A 14116-nucleotide genomic window follows, 5' to 3' on the forward strand; every position below is an offset into this window, starting at 1 on the left:
GTGACAGCAAAGATAAGTGCTGCAGTGTCGCGTGTCAACGGTCGTGTGTGAAAATGGACCCATGCCCGCCGAGCTTCAGCAGCCCACCCGCCGCGCAACCAGCGCCGACGTCGCCCGACATGCCGGATTCTCGCGATCGACGGTGAGCCAGATCCTGAACGGCGCGTCAGACAGATTCCCCGATGAGACGCGCGAGAAGGTCCGCCAGGCTGCAGCCGCCCTCGACTACAGACCATCCCGCGCTGGCAGGGCGCTCGTGACGGGCATGAGCGACATCATCGTGATCGTCGTGCCGAATGCCACCTTCGGTCCCCACCTCCAAGACTCCGTCGACCGTATCGCGGGCGCTACGGAAACGACGGGCATGAGCGTCGTCGTGCGCTTCGCCGGCCTCGATACCGCGAGCGCTCTGACCTCCGTGCTCGATCTTCGTCCGAGCGCGGTGATCGATTTCGGTGTCTTCACGACCGAACAGCGCGCGCGTCTGGCCGATTCGGGCACCCTCGTCCTCCCTGATCGCAAGCTCATCACCGAGGGCGACGACGCCGACCCCGTCGACATCTACATCGGCCGCATGCAGGTGGCAGAACTGCTCCGACGCTCCCCCCGGAGACTGGCCTACGCCGGTCTGCTCGACGGTCGCCTCGATCCGTTCGGGCCCCCGCGTCTCGAGGGCATCCGGAGAGAGGCGATCGATCGAGGCGTGCCGGAGCCCCTTCGGGTCCGAGTGCCGCTCGACCTCGACGGCGCTACGGCTGCACTTCAGAGCCTTGTCGACGAGGCCGGCGATGAGCCCATCGGCGTGTGCTGCTACAACGACGACGTCGCCATCGCACTTCTCGCCGGGGCTCGCGCACTCGGCCTCGACGTGCCCAGGTCGCTCTCGGTGATCGGGGTCGACAAGACGGTGGTCGGTCAGCTCATCTCTCCGAGACTCAGCTCCGTGTCCATCGATCAACCCACCCTCCTGCTGTCGCAGGTGCAGCAACTCTCACGCCTGGGAGGAGATCAGGTGAAGGTGGGCGAGACGCCAGCGCTGTCATCGGTCGTACACGTGGTTCCGGGAGAGACGACCTGATCACGCCCGTAGGCTGAAGCCATGGGCACAGTCATTCTCGTGCGGCACGGCCGCACCCAGGCGAACGTCGACGGCATCCTCGCCGGGCGCACCGCGGGCGTCGATCTCGATGATCGCGGGCGCGAGCAGGCCGCCGCGACGGCCGAACGACTGACGTCGGTTCCCCTCGTCGCCGTCGTCTCGAGCCCGCTCGATCGCTGTCGCCAGACATCCGCCCTCATCCTCGACCGCCAGCAGGGCTCCCCCGAGTTCGTCGTCGAAGACGACATCACCGAGTGCGACTACGGCGACTGGCAGGGCGGCACGCTCAAGCAGCTCAGCACGGAGAAGCTGTGGAAGGTGGTGCAGTCCAACCCGAGCGCGGCGGTGTTCCCCGGGGGCGAGTCGCTCGCCACCATGCAGTCGCGCGCCGTCGCCGCGATCCGACGCCTCGACGCGGAGTTCGAGGAGAAGTACGGCCCCGGCGCCGTCTGGGCAGCCGTGAGCCATGGCGACATCATCAAGTCGGTGCTCGCCGACGCCTACGGAATGCACCTCGACCTGTTCCAGCGCATCAGCGTCGGCCCCGCATCCGTCTCGATCGTGCGCTACGGCGCCGATTCGCCGAGCGTGCACGCTACGAACACCGAATCGGGCGACCTGTCGTGGTTGCGCACCGCGCCGGCCCCTGCGGACGCGCCCGTCGGCGGTGGCGCCGGACCGGCCTGACCCCGCTCAGCGCTCGTAGACTAGATACATGCCTCCCCTCGTCCACGGCTTCGATTGGCCCGACCGGGTGGTGGTCGGCACGATCGGCCAGCCCGGCTCCCGTTCCTTCTACCTCCAGGCCCGCACCGGCCGACGCATCGTCAGCGTCGGCCTCGAGAAGCAGCAGTCGGCCGCGCTCGCCGAGAAGATCGAGGAGATCCTCGACGAGCTCATGAGCCAGGAGGGCAATCCGGCCAGCGTGCCCGCCACGACCCCGGCCGAGCTGGTAGACAACGACCCCCTCGACCCGGTCGAGGAGGAGTTCCGCACGGGCACGCTCAGCCTCGGTTGGGATCCGTCGACGGCGCAGGTCGTCATCCAGGCGTTCCCCGTCGTCGAGATCGAGATCGACGAAGACCAGGACGAGCTCGAGCTCGACCTCACCGACATCGAGCCCGACGAGATGCTGCTCGTGCGCATCCCCGTAGGCTCGGCCCGGGCCTTCGCCAAGCGCACTCTCGAGGTCGTCGGCGCCGGTCGCCCGCTGTGCCCGCGGTGCGGCATGCCCATCGATCCCGAGGGGCACGTCTGCGATCCGCTCCCGGGACTGGAATGACCGCGGCGCCCGACCCCGACGGTGCCCAGGGCGCCGAGCTGGTGATCACCGGGCGCATCACGACGGCGTCGAACGCGACCTTCCTCGCCCAGCTCGGCGAGACCGTCGTCGTCTACAAGCCTGTGGCGGGCGAGAATCCGCTCTGGGACTTTCCCGACGGCACCCTCGCCCAGCGGGAGGTGGCTGCCTACCTCGTCTCCGAGGCCTTCGGGTGGAACGTCGTTCCCCGCACCTGGCTGCGCGACGGCCCGATGGGCGTGGGCATGGTGCAGCTCTGGCAGGACGTCGACCCCGATCAGGATGCCGTCGACCTGGTCGAGGCGGGAACGGTTCCCGACACGGGCTGGCGGCGGGTGCTCGACGGCACCGACGAGAACGACCGCGAGGTCACCCTCATCCACGAAGAAGGCGACGCGCTCAGGCGCATGGCGATCTTCGACGTGATCGCCAACAACGCCGACCGCAAGGGCGGCCACATCCTGGCGATGCCCGACGGGCACCGGCACGGCGTCGATCACGGCCTCACGTTCCACGAGGAGCACAAGCTGCGCACCGTGCTCTGGGGTTTCGTCGACGACGAACTGCGGCCCGACGAGCTCGCCACCGTCGAACAGGTGCGATCCGCGCTCTACGGCGAACTCGGAGATCAGCTGACGGAGCTCATCACCCCGCTCGAGCTCGACGCCCTCGACGCCCGCTGCGAGCGCCTGCTGTCGCGCGGGCGGTTCCCGGCACCACGCGGCCACATGCCCGCGGTGCCGTGGCCCCTGTTCTGACCTGGCACGCGGCATCCGCGGCCCTTCGGCGCATGCGCTGCACCTCGAGCGGCAGCGGATGCGCCGAAGGGGGGCGGATGCTGCCGGCTACTCCTCGGTCTTCAGCGCGAGGCCGATCGCGAAGAACGTCGGCGCCCAGTGGCCGATGAAGATTCCCCAGCGGTCGGACTGCGCCTTGTCGTCGGACTTCTTGGCCCGCGACGCGAGCCAGGCGACGAGGGCGAGACCGATCGACGCGAAGCCCGCCAGGTAGGCGTACTCGCTGCGCAGCCCGAGGTCGTGAGCTGTGCGGATCGGGTTGAACCCGGCTTTCTCGATGACTTTCTTTGCCATGATGGCGACCTTTCGTCAGGAGCCCGAAGAGGGCTGCCGCCACTGTGACACGCGAGAACGCCCAGCCCGCAGGGATTGCGCGGACTGGGCATTCTCGTAGTATCTCGGCCTCTCGGACTATGCCGCGAGCGGCACCTCCGCGGTGGCCGAGACAACGCTGAGGCGGCCGTCGATGACGTCGACCGAGACTCCGCCGCCATCCAGAACCGCAGAGCCGACGAGCAGCTCGGCGATGCGGTCGTCGACCTCGCGCTGGATCACCCGGCGCAGCGGGCGAGCGCCGTACTCGGGCTCGTAGCCGTTCTCGGCGATCCAGTCGATGGCCGACTCGCTGATGTCGAACGAGACGTTCCGTGCCGCGAGACGCGACCGCGTCGCATCCAGAAGCAGGGCCACGATCTGTCGCAGTTGCGGCCGGTCGAGCTTCGTGAACAGCACGATCTCGTCGATGCGGTTGATGAACTCGGGGCGCATGGCCTCACGCAGCTTGCCCATCACCCGGTCGCGCAGCGCCTTGTCGTCGCCGAAGCCGTCGGCGGCGTTGGGTGCGGCGAAGCCGATGGGGCCTCCGCGGCTCGCGAGGAACTCCGAGCCGATGTTCGACGTCATGATGATGACCGTGTTGCGGAAGTCGACCGTGCGACCCTGGCCGTCGGTCAGGCGTCCGTCGTCGAGAACCTGCAGGAGCAGGTTGAAGACGTCGGGGTGAGCCTTCTCGATCTCGTCGAAGAGCACCACGGAGTACGGGTTGCGCCGAACTCGCTCGGTGAGCTGCCCTGCCTCGTCGTAGCCGACGTATCCGGGAGGGGATCCGACGAGGCGCGACATCGTGTGACGCTCGCCGAACTCGCTCATATCGAAGCGCACCATCGCCTTGTCGTCGCCGAACAGCGACGAGGCCAGCGCCTTGCCGAGCTCGGTCTTGCCGACGCCGGTCGGGCCGAGGAACAGGAAGCTGCCCACGGGCCGGTTGGCGTCGCCCATGCCGGTGCGGTTGCGGCGCACGGCCTTGGCGACGACCGAGACGGCGTCGTGCTGGCCGACGACACGGTCGTGCAGTTCGTCTTCGAGCACCGCGAGGCGCTCCCGATCGACCTGGGTAAGGCGGGCGGCGGGGATGCCGGTCGCCCGAGAGATCACGGCGGCGATCTCGGCCTCGTCGACGACAGCCTCGACAACGGATGCCGCAGGCTTGGCGGCCGACAGCTTCTCGTGCACGGACTCGATACGGTCCCGCAGGCTCGACGCCTCCTCGTAGTGCTCGAGGGAGACGGCCGAGTTCTTGGCCGCCTCGAGCTCGCTCAGCTCTTCGAGCAAGGCGGAGGTGTCGATGCGGGATCCGAGCTTCAGGCGCAGTCGCGCGCCGGCCTGGTCGATCAGGTCGATCGCCTTGTCTGGCAGGAAGCGGTCGGTGACGTAGCGCGCCGACAGCTCGACGGCGCCGCGGACGGCCTCGTCGGTGTAGCGCACACCGTGGTGCTCCTCGTAGGCTCCGCGGAGCCCTGACAGGATCGCGACCGCGTCCTCGATGGAGGGCTCGCCCACGTGAACGGGCTGAAAGCGCCGCTCGAGGGCGGAATCCTTCTCGATCGAGCGGTACTCCTTGAGCGTGGTCGCACCGACCACGTGCAGTTCGCCGCGGGCCAGCCGGGGCTTGAGGATGTTTCCGGCATCCATGCCGCCCTCGCCCGAACCGCCCGCGCCCACGACCGTGTGCAGCTCGTCGATGAACACGATGAGCTCGGTCTTGTGGGCGCTGATCTCGTCCATCAGCGTGGTGAGGCGCTCCTCGAAGTCGCCGCGGTAGCGGGTGCCTCCGAGCATCGCCGGGAAGTCGAGAGACACGACGCGCTTGTCGCGCAGCTGCTCGGGCACGTTGCCGGATGCGATGCGCTGGGCCAGGCCCTCGACGATCGCGGTCTTGCCCACGCCGGCCTCACCGATCAGAACGGGGTTGTTCTTGGTGCGGCGCGACAGGATCTCGACGGTCTGCTCGATCTCGTCGGCGCGGCCGATCACGGGGTCGAGGCCGCCGTCGCGGGCCATGGCGGTGAGGTCGGTTCCGAACTTGTCGAGCATCGGGGTCGTGGATGCGTCGGGCGCGTCGGACTGAACGCTCGGCGCCTGCTCGCCCAGGGTCTCGCGCAGGCCGGACTGCAGGGCCTCGGGCGTGATGCCCGCGGCCGACAGTACCTGACCGGCAGGAGCATCCTGGCTGATCACAAGCGCGAAGAAGAGGTGCTCGGGGTCGATGTAGGTCGAGCCGGAGGCGCGGGCCACCTGGTAGGCGTGGAACAGCGCGCGCTGGGCCGACTGCGTGAACACGGGGGCCGAGTCGGCCTGGCCGGACTGCGCCTGCGGCAGGCGCTGCTCTGCGGCGTCCGCGATGTCGGCCGGGCGCACGCCGAGGCGGGCGATGACCTCGGCCGCGGGCTCGGTCTCGGCGAGCACGCGCAGAATGTGCAGCGCGTCGAGCTCGCGGTGGCCGTGCTCGATGGCGAAGCGCCCCGCGGATGCGAGGACCTCGTGGGTGCGCCGACTCATGAGTCGGCTGATGTCTATGGACCGCCCGGCCTGGGCGGCGCGCTCACCCTGCAGGTAGCGGGCGAGGAATTCGTCGAATGAGTTGCTCCCGGCTCCGTCGGAGTCGGGGGAAGAGTTGGGGTCGAAGCGATCGGGCAAAGTAACCTCCTGTGAAACTTGAGTGCCTTCGACTCAACTCAACAAAGCAGAGCGCGATCTATTCCCGACCGCCCCGAGCACGCCGAGGTGCGGGGTGTGGCCGCTTCGATTCGCGATGAAGCGGCCATCTCCCGCACCTCAACGCTCCCTGTGGAGAGCTGGAGCGGCGGGAACTCGAAAGTTGGCACCATGTGCGCATGAGTCCGCGTGCACCGAGGCCGTTTTCAGAATCCCTCTTCCGCTTCGGCTCGGTACCTCGCGCGAGCTGCACGTCTCTGTTCTTGCGACGCGGCGTGCGGTCGATGCAAAAGGAATCATCGGACCCGGCGACCTTCGGCTCCGGCGACTGGGACAAGCGATTCGGATTCCCCGTCACGACACCGGAACGCACCTGGTGCGACCTCGCTTCGCTACTCACCCTCCCCGAGCTCGTGGCCGCTGGCGACAAGTTGATCGCTCGACGGCTCCCTCAGACGACACGAGCTGCGCTCGAACGGGCCGTGTCCACCTGCACGTCGAGCCGCGGCATCCGGAATCTTCGACGCGCACTCGGGATGCTCTCCGACAGGGCGGAGTCTCCGAGAGAATCGCTTCTGCGTGTCGCGATCATTCTCGTGGGGCTGCCCGATCCGACAGTCAACATGCGTGTCTTCTCGGCCAAGGGAAAGTTCTTGGCCCGAGTGGACCTCTGCTACCCCCACCTCAAACTCTCCCTGGAGTACCAGGGAGACCACCACCGCGCCGACCAATCGCAGTGGCGTCGAGACATCTTTCCCGCACCTCAGTGGCCAAAGAGAACAACCGCGCTCGACGGCGTCGGAGGCTGCCGTTAGCGTGGGTGGATGCGACGGACTGCGGGCGAGGTGAACGGCGTCGCGAGACGATCGTTCTCTCCGGGGCCACCCCGGGGCACACTTCCCAGCCAGAACGCACAACCGCGGGCACCACACCGCGCTTCGCGCGGCCGGGTGCCCGCACCGATCGATCGGTCGCCCGCAGTTCGTCGCATCCCCATCCTGCCGGGGGCCGCGTGACGCGTACCGCCCTCGCCTCCGGGCTCTCGCACGCCCTGCTCGCATCGCCCGAGTGGGCATTCGACCCGCTGGTGGATGCCTGCGGCCGGGCACTCGGGTCACGTCCGGGCTGGCTGTGGCCGCTCGTCGACGGGGTTCTCGATGCCTATCGACGCCCGCCGAGAGACGCGCATCGCGAGCTCGCCCGCTGGATCGAACACAGCTCCGCATTCCAGGGTGCGCTCGAATCGGCTCACGAGTCGCAGCGCGAGATCTCCCTTGTGCATCTCGAAACCGCGCCGGCGCGCATGGCCCCCACCTCGGCGGCCGTGCCATCCATCGACGGCCTCGGCGAGCTCGCCGACTTTCTCGAGGTGACGTCAGGGCAGCTCGACTGGCTCACCGACATCGCGCACTTCAACCGCCGAACCCGGCGCGGCCGGCTGCACCACTACAGCTACGACTGGCTCGTGCGCCCCGGGCGAGCACCCCGGCTGCTCGAGGTTCCGACGCCGCGCATGCGACGGGTGCAACGACGGGTGCTCCGAGACATCCTCGGCCCGCTCCCCCTGAACGACGCCGCACACGGCTTCGTTCCCGGCCGCTCGGCCATCTCCGGTGCATCGGCCCATGTCGGCGCGCACACGCTCATCACGCTCGACCTCAGCACCTTCTTCGCCCGAGTGCCGGCCCGGCGCGTCTACTCCGTGTTCCGGCAGGCCGGGTACCCCGAGGCGGTGGCCCACGCGCTCACGGGCCTGTGCACGCACGCGGTGCCGACGTGGGTGGGTGCCCGGATGCCGCCGGGCGGCTCGCCCGAAGAGCGCGCGGCTCTCCGAGACGCGATTTCTCGGTCGCACCTGCCGCAGGGCTCCCCCACGTCGCCGGCCTTGTCGAACCTGACCGTGCGCCGTCTCGACTCCCGGCTCACCGGCTGGGCCGCGGCATCCGGCGCCATCTACACCCGCTACGCCGACGACCTGGCATTCAGCGGCTCCGGCCTGCGCGGGCGGGCGGCCGTCTCGTTCATCTCGGGAGTCGACCGGATCGTGCGAGCCGAGGGGCACGTGCTGAACCGGTCGAAGACCCGCATCGCCGCGCGGGGAGCCCGCCAGAGCGTGACGGGCCTCGTCGTGAACGACGGCCCGGCCGTCGATCGACCCACCTTCGACGAGCTGAAGGCTCTTCTGCACAACTGCGTCGTGCACGGCCCGGCGAGTCAGAACAGGGCCGGCCACCCCGACTTCAGGGCCCACCTGCTGGGCCGGCTGAACTGGATCGCCAGCGTCAGTCAGACACGCGGCACGAGGCTGCGCCGAGACTTCGACCGCATCGACTGGTCGTGACCGCCCGCGCTACTTGCCCGCGAGAGCGGCGCAGCGGGGGCACCGGGGGTAGCCGTTGGTTCCGAACTTCTTGTTCTCGAGCGGAATCGCAGAGCCCTCGGGGCACGTGCGCTCGTCATGGAAGACGTGCGTGTCTTGCGGCTTCTTCGAGTAGTACGGATTGACCTTCATGCACCCAGTCTACGAATCGGCGTCGGCGCCCGCTCCGGGCCGGAACGCCGCGTCGTCCCGAATGTCGATACGGGTGGCCCCGTCATGCTTCGACACCTCGATGCGCGGCTCGGCGTCGGCCTCGGTCGACTTCGGCGCCGTGGTCAGCTGGTCGTGGCGCTTCTCGTCGGCATCCATGCGTCTCGCCCTCAGTCGTTCGCCTGGGCGGAGGAGGCCGAGGAAGCCGAAGAGGTCGAGGGCGACGACGTGTCGGTCGAAGACGACGACCCGGTGACCTTGTCCTTCGCGGCCTTGGCCACATCGACGAGCTTCTCCTGAACGACCGGTGCTGCCTCGCGCACGAGGTCGCCGGCGTCGGAGACCGCCTTCTGCACGTGCGGGTCGTGCCAGACGTCGCTGGCGCGTGCCTTGATCTCGGTGTACTTCGCGCGTCCGGCCTTGGTGCCGAGAACGTAGCCTGCGGCGAGGCCCACGCCGAGTCCGAAGATGAGTCGTGCTGCCATGATGAGCTTCTTTCTACTCGGGAGGATGCGGTGCCTCCAGAGTGGCACGATCGACTGAGCGCCCACAGGGCTTGCGCTTCAGGCCTCGGGTTCCCATCGCTTCGCCGCCGACGCCGAGATGATCGACAGCAGCGCTGCGCGGAACGCCTCGGGATCGTCGACGGTCGGCATCATGTCCCGCTCCAGGGTGTGTGCCGACTTCCACACGTCGACACCGGCGGGCGTGACGGTCACGACGTGTCGACGCCGGTCGCTCGCGTCGGCGCGGCGCTCGATGAAGCCCTCGCGCTGCAGTCGCTCAAGGGTGCGCGAGATCGTCTGGTTCTCGACCCGCGCGAGCCGGGCCAGATCCGTCTGGCTGCGAGGGCCTTCCTGCAGCAGATGGAGGACGACGAGCCCGGCGTGCGTGAGTCCCAGCCGATCGAGGGTCTCGATCCAGGCGTGTTCGACGAGCCGTGACGCGGTGGCGAGCAGCCGCCCCGTGGGCCAGTCGTGCATGGTCGGGCCGGCAGCGGAAGCCCCCCGGGCTTCTGACGTCGGCTCCTCGCTCATTGTCCAAATGTAGGCTACCGTCAATTAGTAAGCTGGCTGACGAATTGAAAGGCCCCCATGTCATCGACATCCATCGCAACACGCTCGGATCGCGCCCGACAGATCACCGTGGCCGTCAGCGCCGTGATCGCCGTGGTCGGAGCGTTCATCGGCTCGGGAGCCGCGGGCGGAACGCCCATCCAGAACGCCGCCGGCGGAGCGCTCGGCGCCGACTCCACCCCGATCGCGCCCGCCGGCCCCGCGTTTTCCATCTGGTCGGTGATCTACCTCGGCCTGCTGGCCTACGCGGTGTGGCAGCTGCTGCCCGCCCAGGCGTCGGCACCGCGTCAGCGCTTAGTCGGCTACTGGGTGGCGGCTTCGCTGGTGCTCAACGCCGCGTGGATCCTGAGCGTGCAGTTCGACCAGCTCGCCCTCTCGTGCGTCGTGATCGTGCTGCTGCTGGCCGTGCTCGCCCGCACGTTCCTGCTCCTGGTCGATGGCCGGCCGACCGGGCTGGTCGAGACGATCGTGCTCGACGGAACGATGGGGCTCTACCTCGGCTGGGTCTCGATCGCCACGGCCGCCAACCTGACAGCGGGCCTCACGGTCGCGGGCTTCGAGGGCTTCGGCTGGGGCGAAGACACCTGGGCGGTCATCGTGCTGGCGGTCGCCGCGCTCGTGGGAGTGCTCCTCGCGATCCGAGGCCGAGGCAGGCTCACCCCTGCGGCGTCGCTCGCGTGGGGGCTCGCGTGGGTGGCGGTCTCGCGCACGACCGGCGAACTGGTGTCACAGCCCGCCATGATTGCCGCCATCGTGGCCGCGGCCGTCGTCGTGATCGCGACCGTCGGCATCCGGATCGCGACGCGCACCTCAACGCGCGGTCAGGGAACCCAGCGGTAGAGCTTGTCGGGCTCGCCCGCAGCGTCGCCCGCGGAGTGCCGGCCGGTCGACCAGCTCTCCCGAACGAGCGAGAAACCCACGCTCTCGAGAAAGCGGATGGCGACCGCGTTGCGCTGGAATGCCCAGAGTTGCAGGCCCTGCGGGCTCTCCCGCTTGGCGACCTCGATCAGCCGGTGCCCGACGCCGAAGCCCTGCGCAGTTGTGCGCACGAAGAGCTGGCTGAGCCATCCGTCGTGCAGGGCGACGACGCCCACGATGTTGCCGTCGACCGTCGCGACCCACGCATCGGTCTTGTGCAGCAGCACATTCGACGTCCACCAGCGGTCTTCCTCGATCGTGTTGCGGCCGCTGAGCCACGGCATCGAGTCCTCGGTCGAGTAGTGGATGACCTCGGCGATCGCATTCGCGTCGCTCGCGTCGGCACGGCGCACGTCATCGATGTGCGTCGTGACCCTCTCGCGCTTCATGGCTACAACTCTGACCCGCTGATCGAGAACGTGTCGCAGCTGCCGGCGCCGTTCTTCAGCCCGGTCTGGAACCACTTCTCGCGCTGCTCGCTCGATCCGTGAGTCCACGTCTCGGGGTTCACCTGCCCGGAGCCCATCTCCTGGATGCGGTCGTCACCAATGACCGAGGCGGCGTTCAACGCGTCGGCGACCTGCGCATCCGTCACCGGCTTGAGGAACGTGACGCCGTCGACGTCTTCGGTCGTGGATGCCGCGGTCACCCAGGCGCCGGCGAAGCAGTCGGCCTGCAGCTCGGTGCGCACAGAGTCGGATGTCGGCCCCGTGTCGGTGCGATCGGTGCGGTCCATCACTCCGGCGAGATTCTGGATGTGATGGCCGAATTCATGCGCGACGACATACATCTCGGAGAGGGTTCCGCCGCTGGCGCCGAACTGCGTGCGCAGCTCGTCGAAGAACGAGGTGTCGATGTAGATGGACTGGTCTGGCGGGCAGTAGAAGGGTCCGGTCGAGCTGGAGGCCTGGCCGCAGCCGGTGTTCGTGGCCGCGGTGAACAGCACGAAGTCGGCCGGCGGGGTGTACGTGATACCGAGGGCCGGGGCCTCATCGATCCAGTAGTCGTTGAGCGAGTTCTCGGCGCCCACCATGAGGCACTCGACGTTCGCGTTCGCATCGGAGCCGTAGTCGCAGTTCAGGTCTTCTTCGGTCTGGGTGCCCTGTCCCGCCTGGCCGCCGCCGGCGAGGCCGGTGAGGTCGACGCCCAGAACCTGCGAGAGCAGGAAGAGCCCGATGACCACCACCGCGCTGCCGCCGCCCACCGCGATGCCGGTGTTGCGGCCGCGCTTGGATACCCGGCTCGTGTCGAGCTTGGCGTTGTCATTGAACGTCATAAGAAAGAAACTAGCGCCTCGAAAGGCACCCGGGCAGTCCCCTGCCGACGGAGCACGGCATAGTGGTAATGAACCGTTTTCACCCACCGCACCCGACCGGAGCCGAAGCCGTGTCCGACGAACACCCCATCACAGTGATCACCACCGAGCAGGCCGCGCTGGACGCGGCCGAGACTCTGGCCGAGAGCTTCGCGGCCGACGCGGCCAGGGCCGACTCCGACGGCCGCGCGCCCTTCGAGCAGATCGCGGCGCTGCGCGCATCCGGCCTGCTGCCCGCCCTCGTTCCGACGCGACTCGGCGGCGGCGGGCTCGACTGGCACACCGTTCTGCGAGCGCTCCGCCCGATCATCCGCGCCGATGCCGGACTGGGTCACGTGATCGCGTACCACTTCGTGAACTCGTGGCGCATCCGGCTCAACGAGAACCAGCACGTCATCGACGATCTCTACCGGGGCCTGTCGAGCGGGGCATGGTTCTGGGGCGGCGCGGGCAACCCGCGGGATGCCGGCCTCGAGCTCACCCCGACGGCCGACGGCTTCACGGTGACCGGGCGCAAATTCTTCGCGACCGGCGCGCAGCTCGCCGACCGCGTCACGGCGAGCGGCACGCGCGTCGACACCGGCGAGCGCCTGGCGATCGTCATCGATGCGACTGCCCCCGGAGTCGTCCACCACGACGACTGGAGCAACATCGGCCAGCGACTGAGCGCGTCGGGATCGGTGTCGTTCACCGACGTCGCCGTTCCGCACTCGCACGTCCTCGGCCCGAACGAGCAGGACGGCGAGCTGTACCGACCCTATGGATCGCTGTCGATCCTGGCCTTCCAGCTCGCCATGAACCACATCCATGTCGGGCTCGCCGAGGGCGCCCTCGCGCAGGCCGCCGACTACGCGCGCACGAAGACGCGGGCCTGGGCGACATCGGGGGTCGAGCGCGCGATCGACGACCCGTACATCCGGCAGACGATCGGCGAGCTGACGGCCCAGACACGGGCTGCGGATGCACTGACGTGGAGCGCGACCAACCTGTTCGTCGACGCGGCCAACAAGGAATGGGAGCTCGGCGACGATGAGCGCGGAAGGGCGGCGGTGGAGATCGCGGCGGCCAAGGTCGTGACGACGCGCACGGCCCTGCATGTGACGTCGACCGCGTTCGAGCTGATGGGCGCACGCGCCACCAGCGAGTCGGCGGCGATGGATCGGTTCTGGCGCAACGCGCGCACCATCACACTGCACGACCCCGTGGTCTACAAGGCGCAGGAGGTGGGCGACTTCGCCCTCACGGGCGCGTTCCCGACGCCCAGCGCCTACAGCTGACGGGGCCCCTTCGACAGGCTCAGGGAACGGGTCGTTCCCTGAGCCTGTCGAAGGGCAGGGAGCGAACTACGCGGGAACGCTCGCCAGCTCGTCGTACGTCGCGAAGTCCTTCGCGATCTCGCTGCCCGTGAAGTTTCCGACCCAGCCGTCGTCGTCGTGGAAGAAGCGCACCGAGACGTACTGGGGGCGAGTGCCCATGTCGAACCAGTGGGTGGTGTTCGCGGGAACCGAGATCACGTCGCCGGCCTCGCAGAACACGGCGTTGACCTTGCCATTGGCGCGCAGGTAGAAGACACCGCTGCCCCGGGCGAAGAACCTGTCCTCGTCGTCGTCGTGCTGGTGCTCACTCAAGAACTTGCCGCGGGCCGTCGCCGCCTGCTCGAGGTACTCGGGCGAGTCGTCGTCGACGATGGAGACCACGTCGACGAGCGTGTAGCCCTGGGCGGCGTTGACCGCGTCGATCTCGGTGCGGTAGGCGGCGAGCACCTCGTCCTGGGTGGGCTCGGCCGAGAGCTCCTTGAGTTCCCAGCGGCTGAAACGGGCACCGAGCGTGGCGAGCACGTCGGTGATGACCTGCGCATCGCGGGTCTGGAGTTCGGGGGTGGAGGCGTTGTTCTCGTCCCACACGGTCAGAAGAGTCATGGCTCAATCGTAACGATCCGGCCACGGGCGTCGCCACGGAAGTAATACGAAGTCATACGGAGCAGAGCGCACAGGCGTTGCTGGTTGACTCTCAACCATCGCACTCCGGCCCGGCTGCACCGCCGGTCCGACCCGCTCGACCCACCCGACCCGATCGCACCATCTCAG

Annotated in this window: 17 protein-coding genes; 8 read left to right on the plus strand and 9 right to left on the minus strand. The window is 68.6% G+C overall.

The window, feature by feature from the left end:
• Window positions 1-61 precede the first annotated feature (61 nt).
• From ASF06_RS06935 to ASF06_RS06950, 4 genes are read left to right on the plus strand one after another with little or no spacing between them, the layout of a single operon-like run.
• Window positions 62-1078, plus strand: coding sequence for a LacI family DNA-binding transcriptional regulator (locus ASF06_RS06935; RefSeq protein WP_055945007.1), 1017 nt, complete (start codon window positions 62-64; stop codon window positions 1076-1078).
• A 21-nt stretch (window positions 1079-1099) separates the two neighbouring features.
• On the plus strand, window positions 1100-1786 hold the full coding sequence (locus tag ASF06_RS06940; RefSeq protein WP_055945010.1) for a histidine phosphatase family protein: 687 nt from the start codon (window positions 1100-1102) through the stop codon (window positions 1784-1786).
• A gap of 28 nt (window positions 1787-1814) precedes the next feature.
• Window positions 1815-2381, plus strand: a complete 567-nt coding sequence (locus ASF06_RS06945) for a DUF3090 domain-containing protein (protein ID WP_055926860.1) — start codon at window positions 1815-1817, stop codon at window positions 2379-2381.
• The gene (locus tag ASF06_RS06950; RefSeq protein WP_055945012.1) at window positions 2378-3157 is read left to right on the plus strand and encodes an SCO1664 family protein; all 780 of its coding nucleotides are present in this window, start codon (window positions 2378-2380) and stop codon (window positions 3155-3157) included. The genes ASF06_RS06945 and ASF06_RS06950 overlap by 4 nt, the downstream gene beginning before the upstream one ends.
• A gap of 87 nt (window positions 3158-3244) precedes the next feature.
• Here the strand turns inward: ASF06_RS06950 and ASF06_RS06955 are convergent, their stop codons facing one another.
• Both ASF06_RS06955 and ASF06_RS06960 read right to left on the minus strand, forming a co-directional pair.
• Window positions 3245-3490, minus strand: a complete 246-nt coding sequence (locus tag ASF06_RS06955; protein WP_055926857.1) for a hypothetical protein — start codon at window positions 3488-3490, stop codon at window positions 3245-3247.
• 117 nt (window positions 3491-3607) lie between these two features.
• Entirely contained in the window at window positions 3608-6172 is a 2565-nt protein-coding gene (locus ASF06_RS06960; RefSeq protein ID WP_055945016.1) for an ATP-dependent Clp protease ATP-binding subunit, read from the minus strand.
• Between the two features lie 302 nt (window positions 6173-6474).
• Here ASF06_RS06960 and ASF06_RS19685 point away from each other — a divergent pair, with 302 nt between their 5' ends.
• Both ASF06_RS19685 and ASF06_RS19690 read left to right on the plus strand, forming a co-directional pair.
• The gene (locus ASF06_RS19685) at window positions 6475-7005 is read left to right on the plus strand and encodes a hypothetical protein (RefSeq protein ID WP_162237686.1); all 531 of its coding nucleotides are present in this window, start codon (window positions 6475-6477) and stop codon (window positions 7003-7005) included.
• Between the two features lie 197 nt (window positions 7006-7202).
• Window positions 7203-8531 (plus strand): reverse transcriptase family protein, encoded by a 1329-nt coding sequence (locus tag ASF06_RS19690; RefSeq protein WP_055945021.1) that lies wholly within the window; start codon window positions 7203-7205, stop codon window positions 8529-8531.
• 9 nt (window positions 8532-8540) lie between these two features.
• On the opposite strand, the gene ASF06_RS19445 is transcribed toward ASF06_RS19690, so the two are convergent.
• The 4 genes from ASF06_RS19445 to ASF06_RS06980 all read right to left on the minus strand — a co-directional run bounded on the left by ASF06_RS19445 (window position 8541) and on the right by ASF06_RS06980 (window position 9757).
• On the minus strand, window positions 8541-8702 hold the full coding sequence (locus ASF06_RS19445; RefSeq protein ID WP_157412039.1) for a hypothetical protein: 162 nt from the start codon (window positions 8700-8702) through the stop codon (window positions 8541-8543).
• A 9-nt stretch (window positions 8703-8711) separates the two neighbouring features.
• On the minus strand, window positions 8712-8879 hold the full coding sequence (locus tag ASF06_RS19450) for a multidrug transporter (protein WP_157412038.1): 168 nt from the start codon (window positions 8877-8879) through the stop codon (window positions 8712-8714).
• 11 nt (window positions 8880-8890) lie between these two features.
• Window positions 8891-9205, minus strand: a complete 315-nt coding sequence (locus tag ASF06_RS06975) for a hypothetical protein (RefSeq protein WP_055945025.1) — start codon at window positions 9203-9205, stop codon at window positions 8891-8893.
• A 78-nt stretch (window positions 9206-9283) separates the two neighbouring features.
• Entirely contained in the window at window positions 9284-9757 is a 474-nt protein-coding gene (locus ASF06_RS06980) for a MarR family winged helix-turn-helix transcriptional regulator (protein WP_235500928.1), read from the minus strand.
• Window positions 9758-9814: 57 nt separating this feature from the next.
• Here ASF06_RS06980 and ASF06_RS06985 point away from each other — a divergent pair, with 57 nt between their 5' ends.
• On the plus strand, window positions 9815-10636 hold the full coding sequence (locus tag ASF06_RS06985) for a tryptophan-rich sensory protein (RefSeq protein ID WP_055945030.1): 822 nt from the start codon (window positions 9815-9817) through the stop codon (window positions 10634-10636).
• Here the strand turns inward: ASF06_RS06985 and ASF06_RS06990 are convergent.
• Both ASF06_RS06990 and ypfJ read right to left on the minus strand, forming a co-directional pair.
• Window positions 10618-11103 carry a GNAT family N-acetyltransferase gene (locus tag ASF06_RS06990; protein ID WP_055945033.1) on the minus strand — a complete coding sequence of 162 codons (486 nt, stop codon included), beginning with the start codon at window positions 11101-11103 and terminating at the stop codon, window positions 10618-10620. The genes ASF06_RS06985 and ASF06_RS06990 overlap by 19 nt on opposite strands.
• A 2-nt stretch (window positions 11104-11105) precedes the next feature.
• Window positions 11106-11990, minus strand: a complete 885-nt coding sequence (gene ypfJ / locus ASF06_RS06995) for a KPN_02809 family neutral zinc metallopeptidase (RefSeq protein WP_055945037.1) — start codon at window positions 11988-11990, stop codon at window positions 11106-11108.
• A 110-nt stretch (window positions 11991-12100) separates the two neighbouring features.
• On the opposite strand from ypfJ, the gene ASF06_RS07000 reads away from it, so the two are divergent.
• A complete protein-coding gene (locus ASF06_RS07000; RefSeq protein WP_055945040.1) occupies window positions 12101-13306 on the plus strand; it encodes an acyl-CoA dehydrogenase family protein in 1206 nt (401 codons plus the stop codon).
• Between the two features lie 66 nt (window positions 13307-13372).
• Here the strand turns inward: ASF06_RS07000 and ASF06_RS07005 are convergent, their stop codons facing one another.
• Window positions 13373-13948, minus strand: coding sequence for a 1,2-dihydroxy-3-keto-5-methylthiopentene dioxygenase (locus ASF06_RS07005; RefSeq protein WP_055926837.1), 576 nt, complete (start codon window positions 13946-13948; stop codon window positions 13373-13375).
• Between the last annotated feature and the right edge of the window lie 168 nt (window positions 13949-14116).

The sequence above is a fragment of the Agreia sp. Leaf244 genome (assembly GCF_001422695.1).
Lineage (GTDB): Bacteria > Actinomycetota > Actinomycetes > Actinomycetales > Microbacteriaceae > Agreia.

Bases quoted from the DNA above. Each gene is read 5' to 3' on its own strand.
- ASF06_RS06945 (WP_055926860.1), top strand. From the start codon at position 1,815: ATGCCTCCCCTCGTCCACGGCTTCGATTGGCCCGACCGGGTGGTGGTC.
- ASF06_RS19450 (WP_157412038.1), bottom strand. From the start codon at position 8,879: ATGGATGCCGACGAGAAGCGCCACGACCAGCTGACCACGGCGCCGAAG.
- ASF06_RS06940 (WP_055945010.1), top strand. From the start codon at position 1,100: ATGGGCACAGTCATTCTCGTGCGGCACGGCCGCACCCAGGCGAACGTC.
- ypfJ (WP_055945037.1), bottom strand. From the start codon at position 11,990: ATGACGTTCAATGACAACGCCAAGCTCGACACGAGCCGGGTATCCAAG.
- ASF06_RS06980 (WP_235500928.1), bottom strand. From the start codon at position 9,757: ATGAGCGAGGAGCCGACGTCAGAAGCCCGGGGGGCTTCCGCTGCCGGC.
- ASF06_RS06935 (WP_055945007.1), top strand. From the start codon at position 62: ATGCCCGCCGAGCTTCAGCAGCCCACCCGCCGCGCAACCAGCGCCGAC.
- ASF06_RS06985 (WP_055945030.1), top strand. From the start codon at position 9,815: ATGTCATCGACATCCATCGCAACACGCTCGGATCGCGCCCGACAGATC.
- ASF06_RS06975 (WP_055945025.1), bottom strand. From the start codon at position 9,205: ATGGCAGCACGACTCATCTTCGGACTCGGCGTGGGCCTCGCCGCAGGC.
- ASF06_RS06950 (WP_055945012.1), top strand. From the start codon at position 2,378: ATGACCGCGGCGCCCGACCCCGACGGTGCCCAGGGCGCCGAGCTGGTG.
- ASF06_RS19685 (WP_162237686.1), top strand. From the start codon at position 6,475: ATGCAAAAGGAATCATCGGACCCGGCGACCTTCGGCTCCGGCGACTGG.
- ASF06_RS19445 (WP_157412039.1), bottom strand. From the start codon at position 8,702: ATGAAGGTCAATCCGTACTACTCGAAGAAGCCGCAAGACACGCACGTC.
- ASF06_RS06990 (WP_055945033.1), bottom strand. From the start codon at position 11,103: ATGAAGCGCGAGAGGGTCACGACGCACATCGATGACGTGCGCCGTGCC.
- ASF06_RS06955 (WP_055926857.1), bottom strand. From the start codon at position 3,490: ATGGCAAAGAAAGTCATCGAGAAAGCCGGGTTCAACCCGATCCGCACA.
- ASF06_RS07005 (WP_055926837.1), bottom strand. From the start codon at position 13,948: ATGACTCTTCTGACCGTGTGGGACGAGAACAACGCCTCCACCCCCGAA.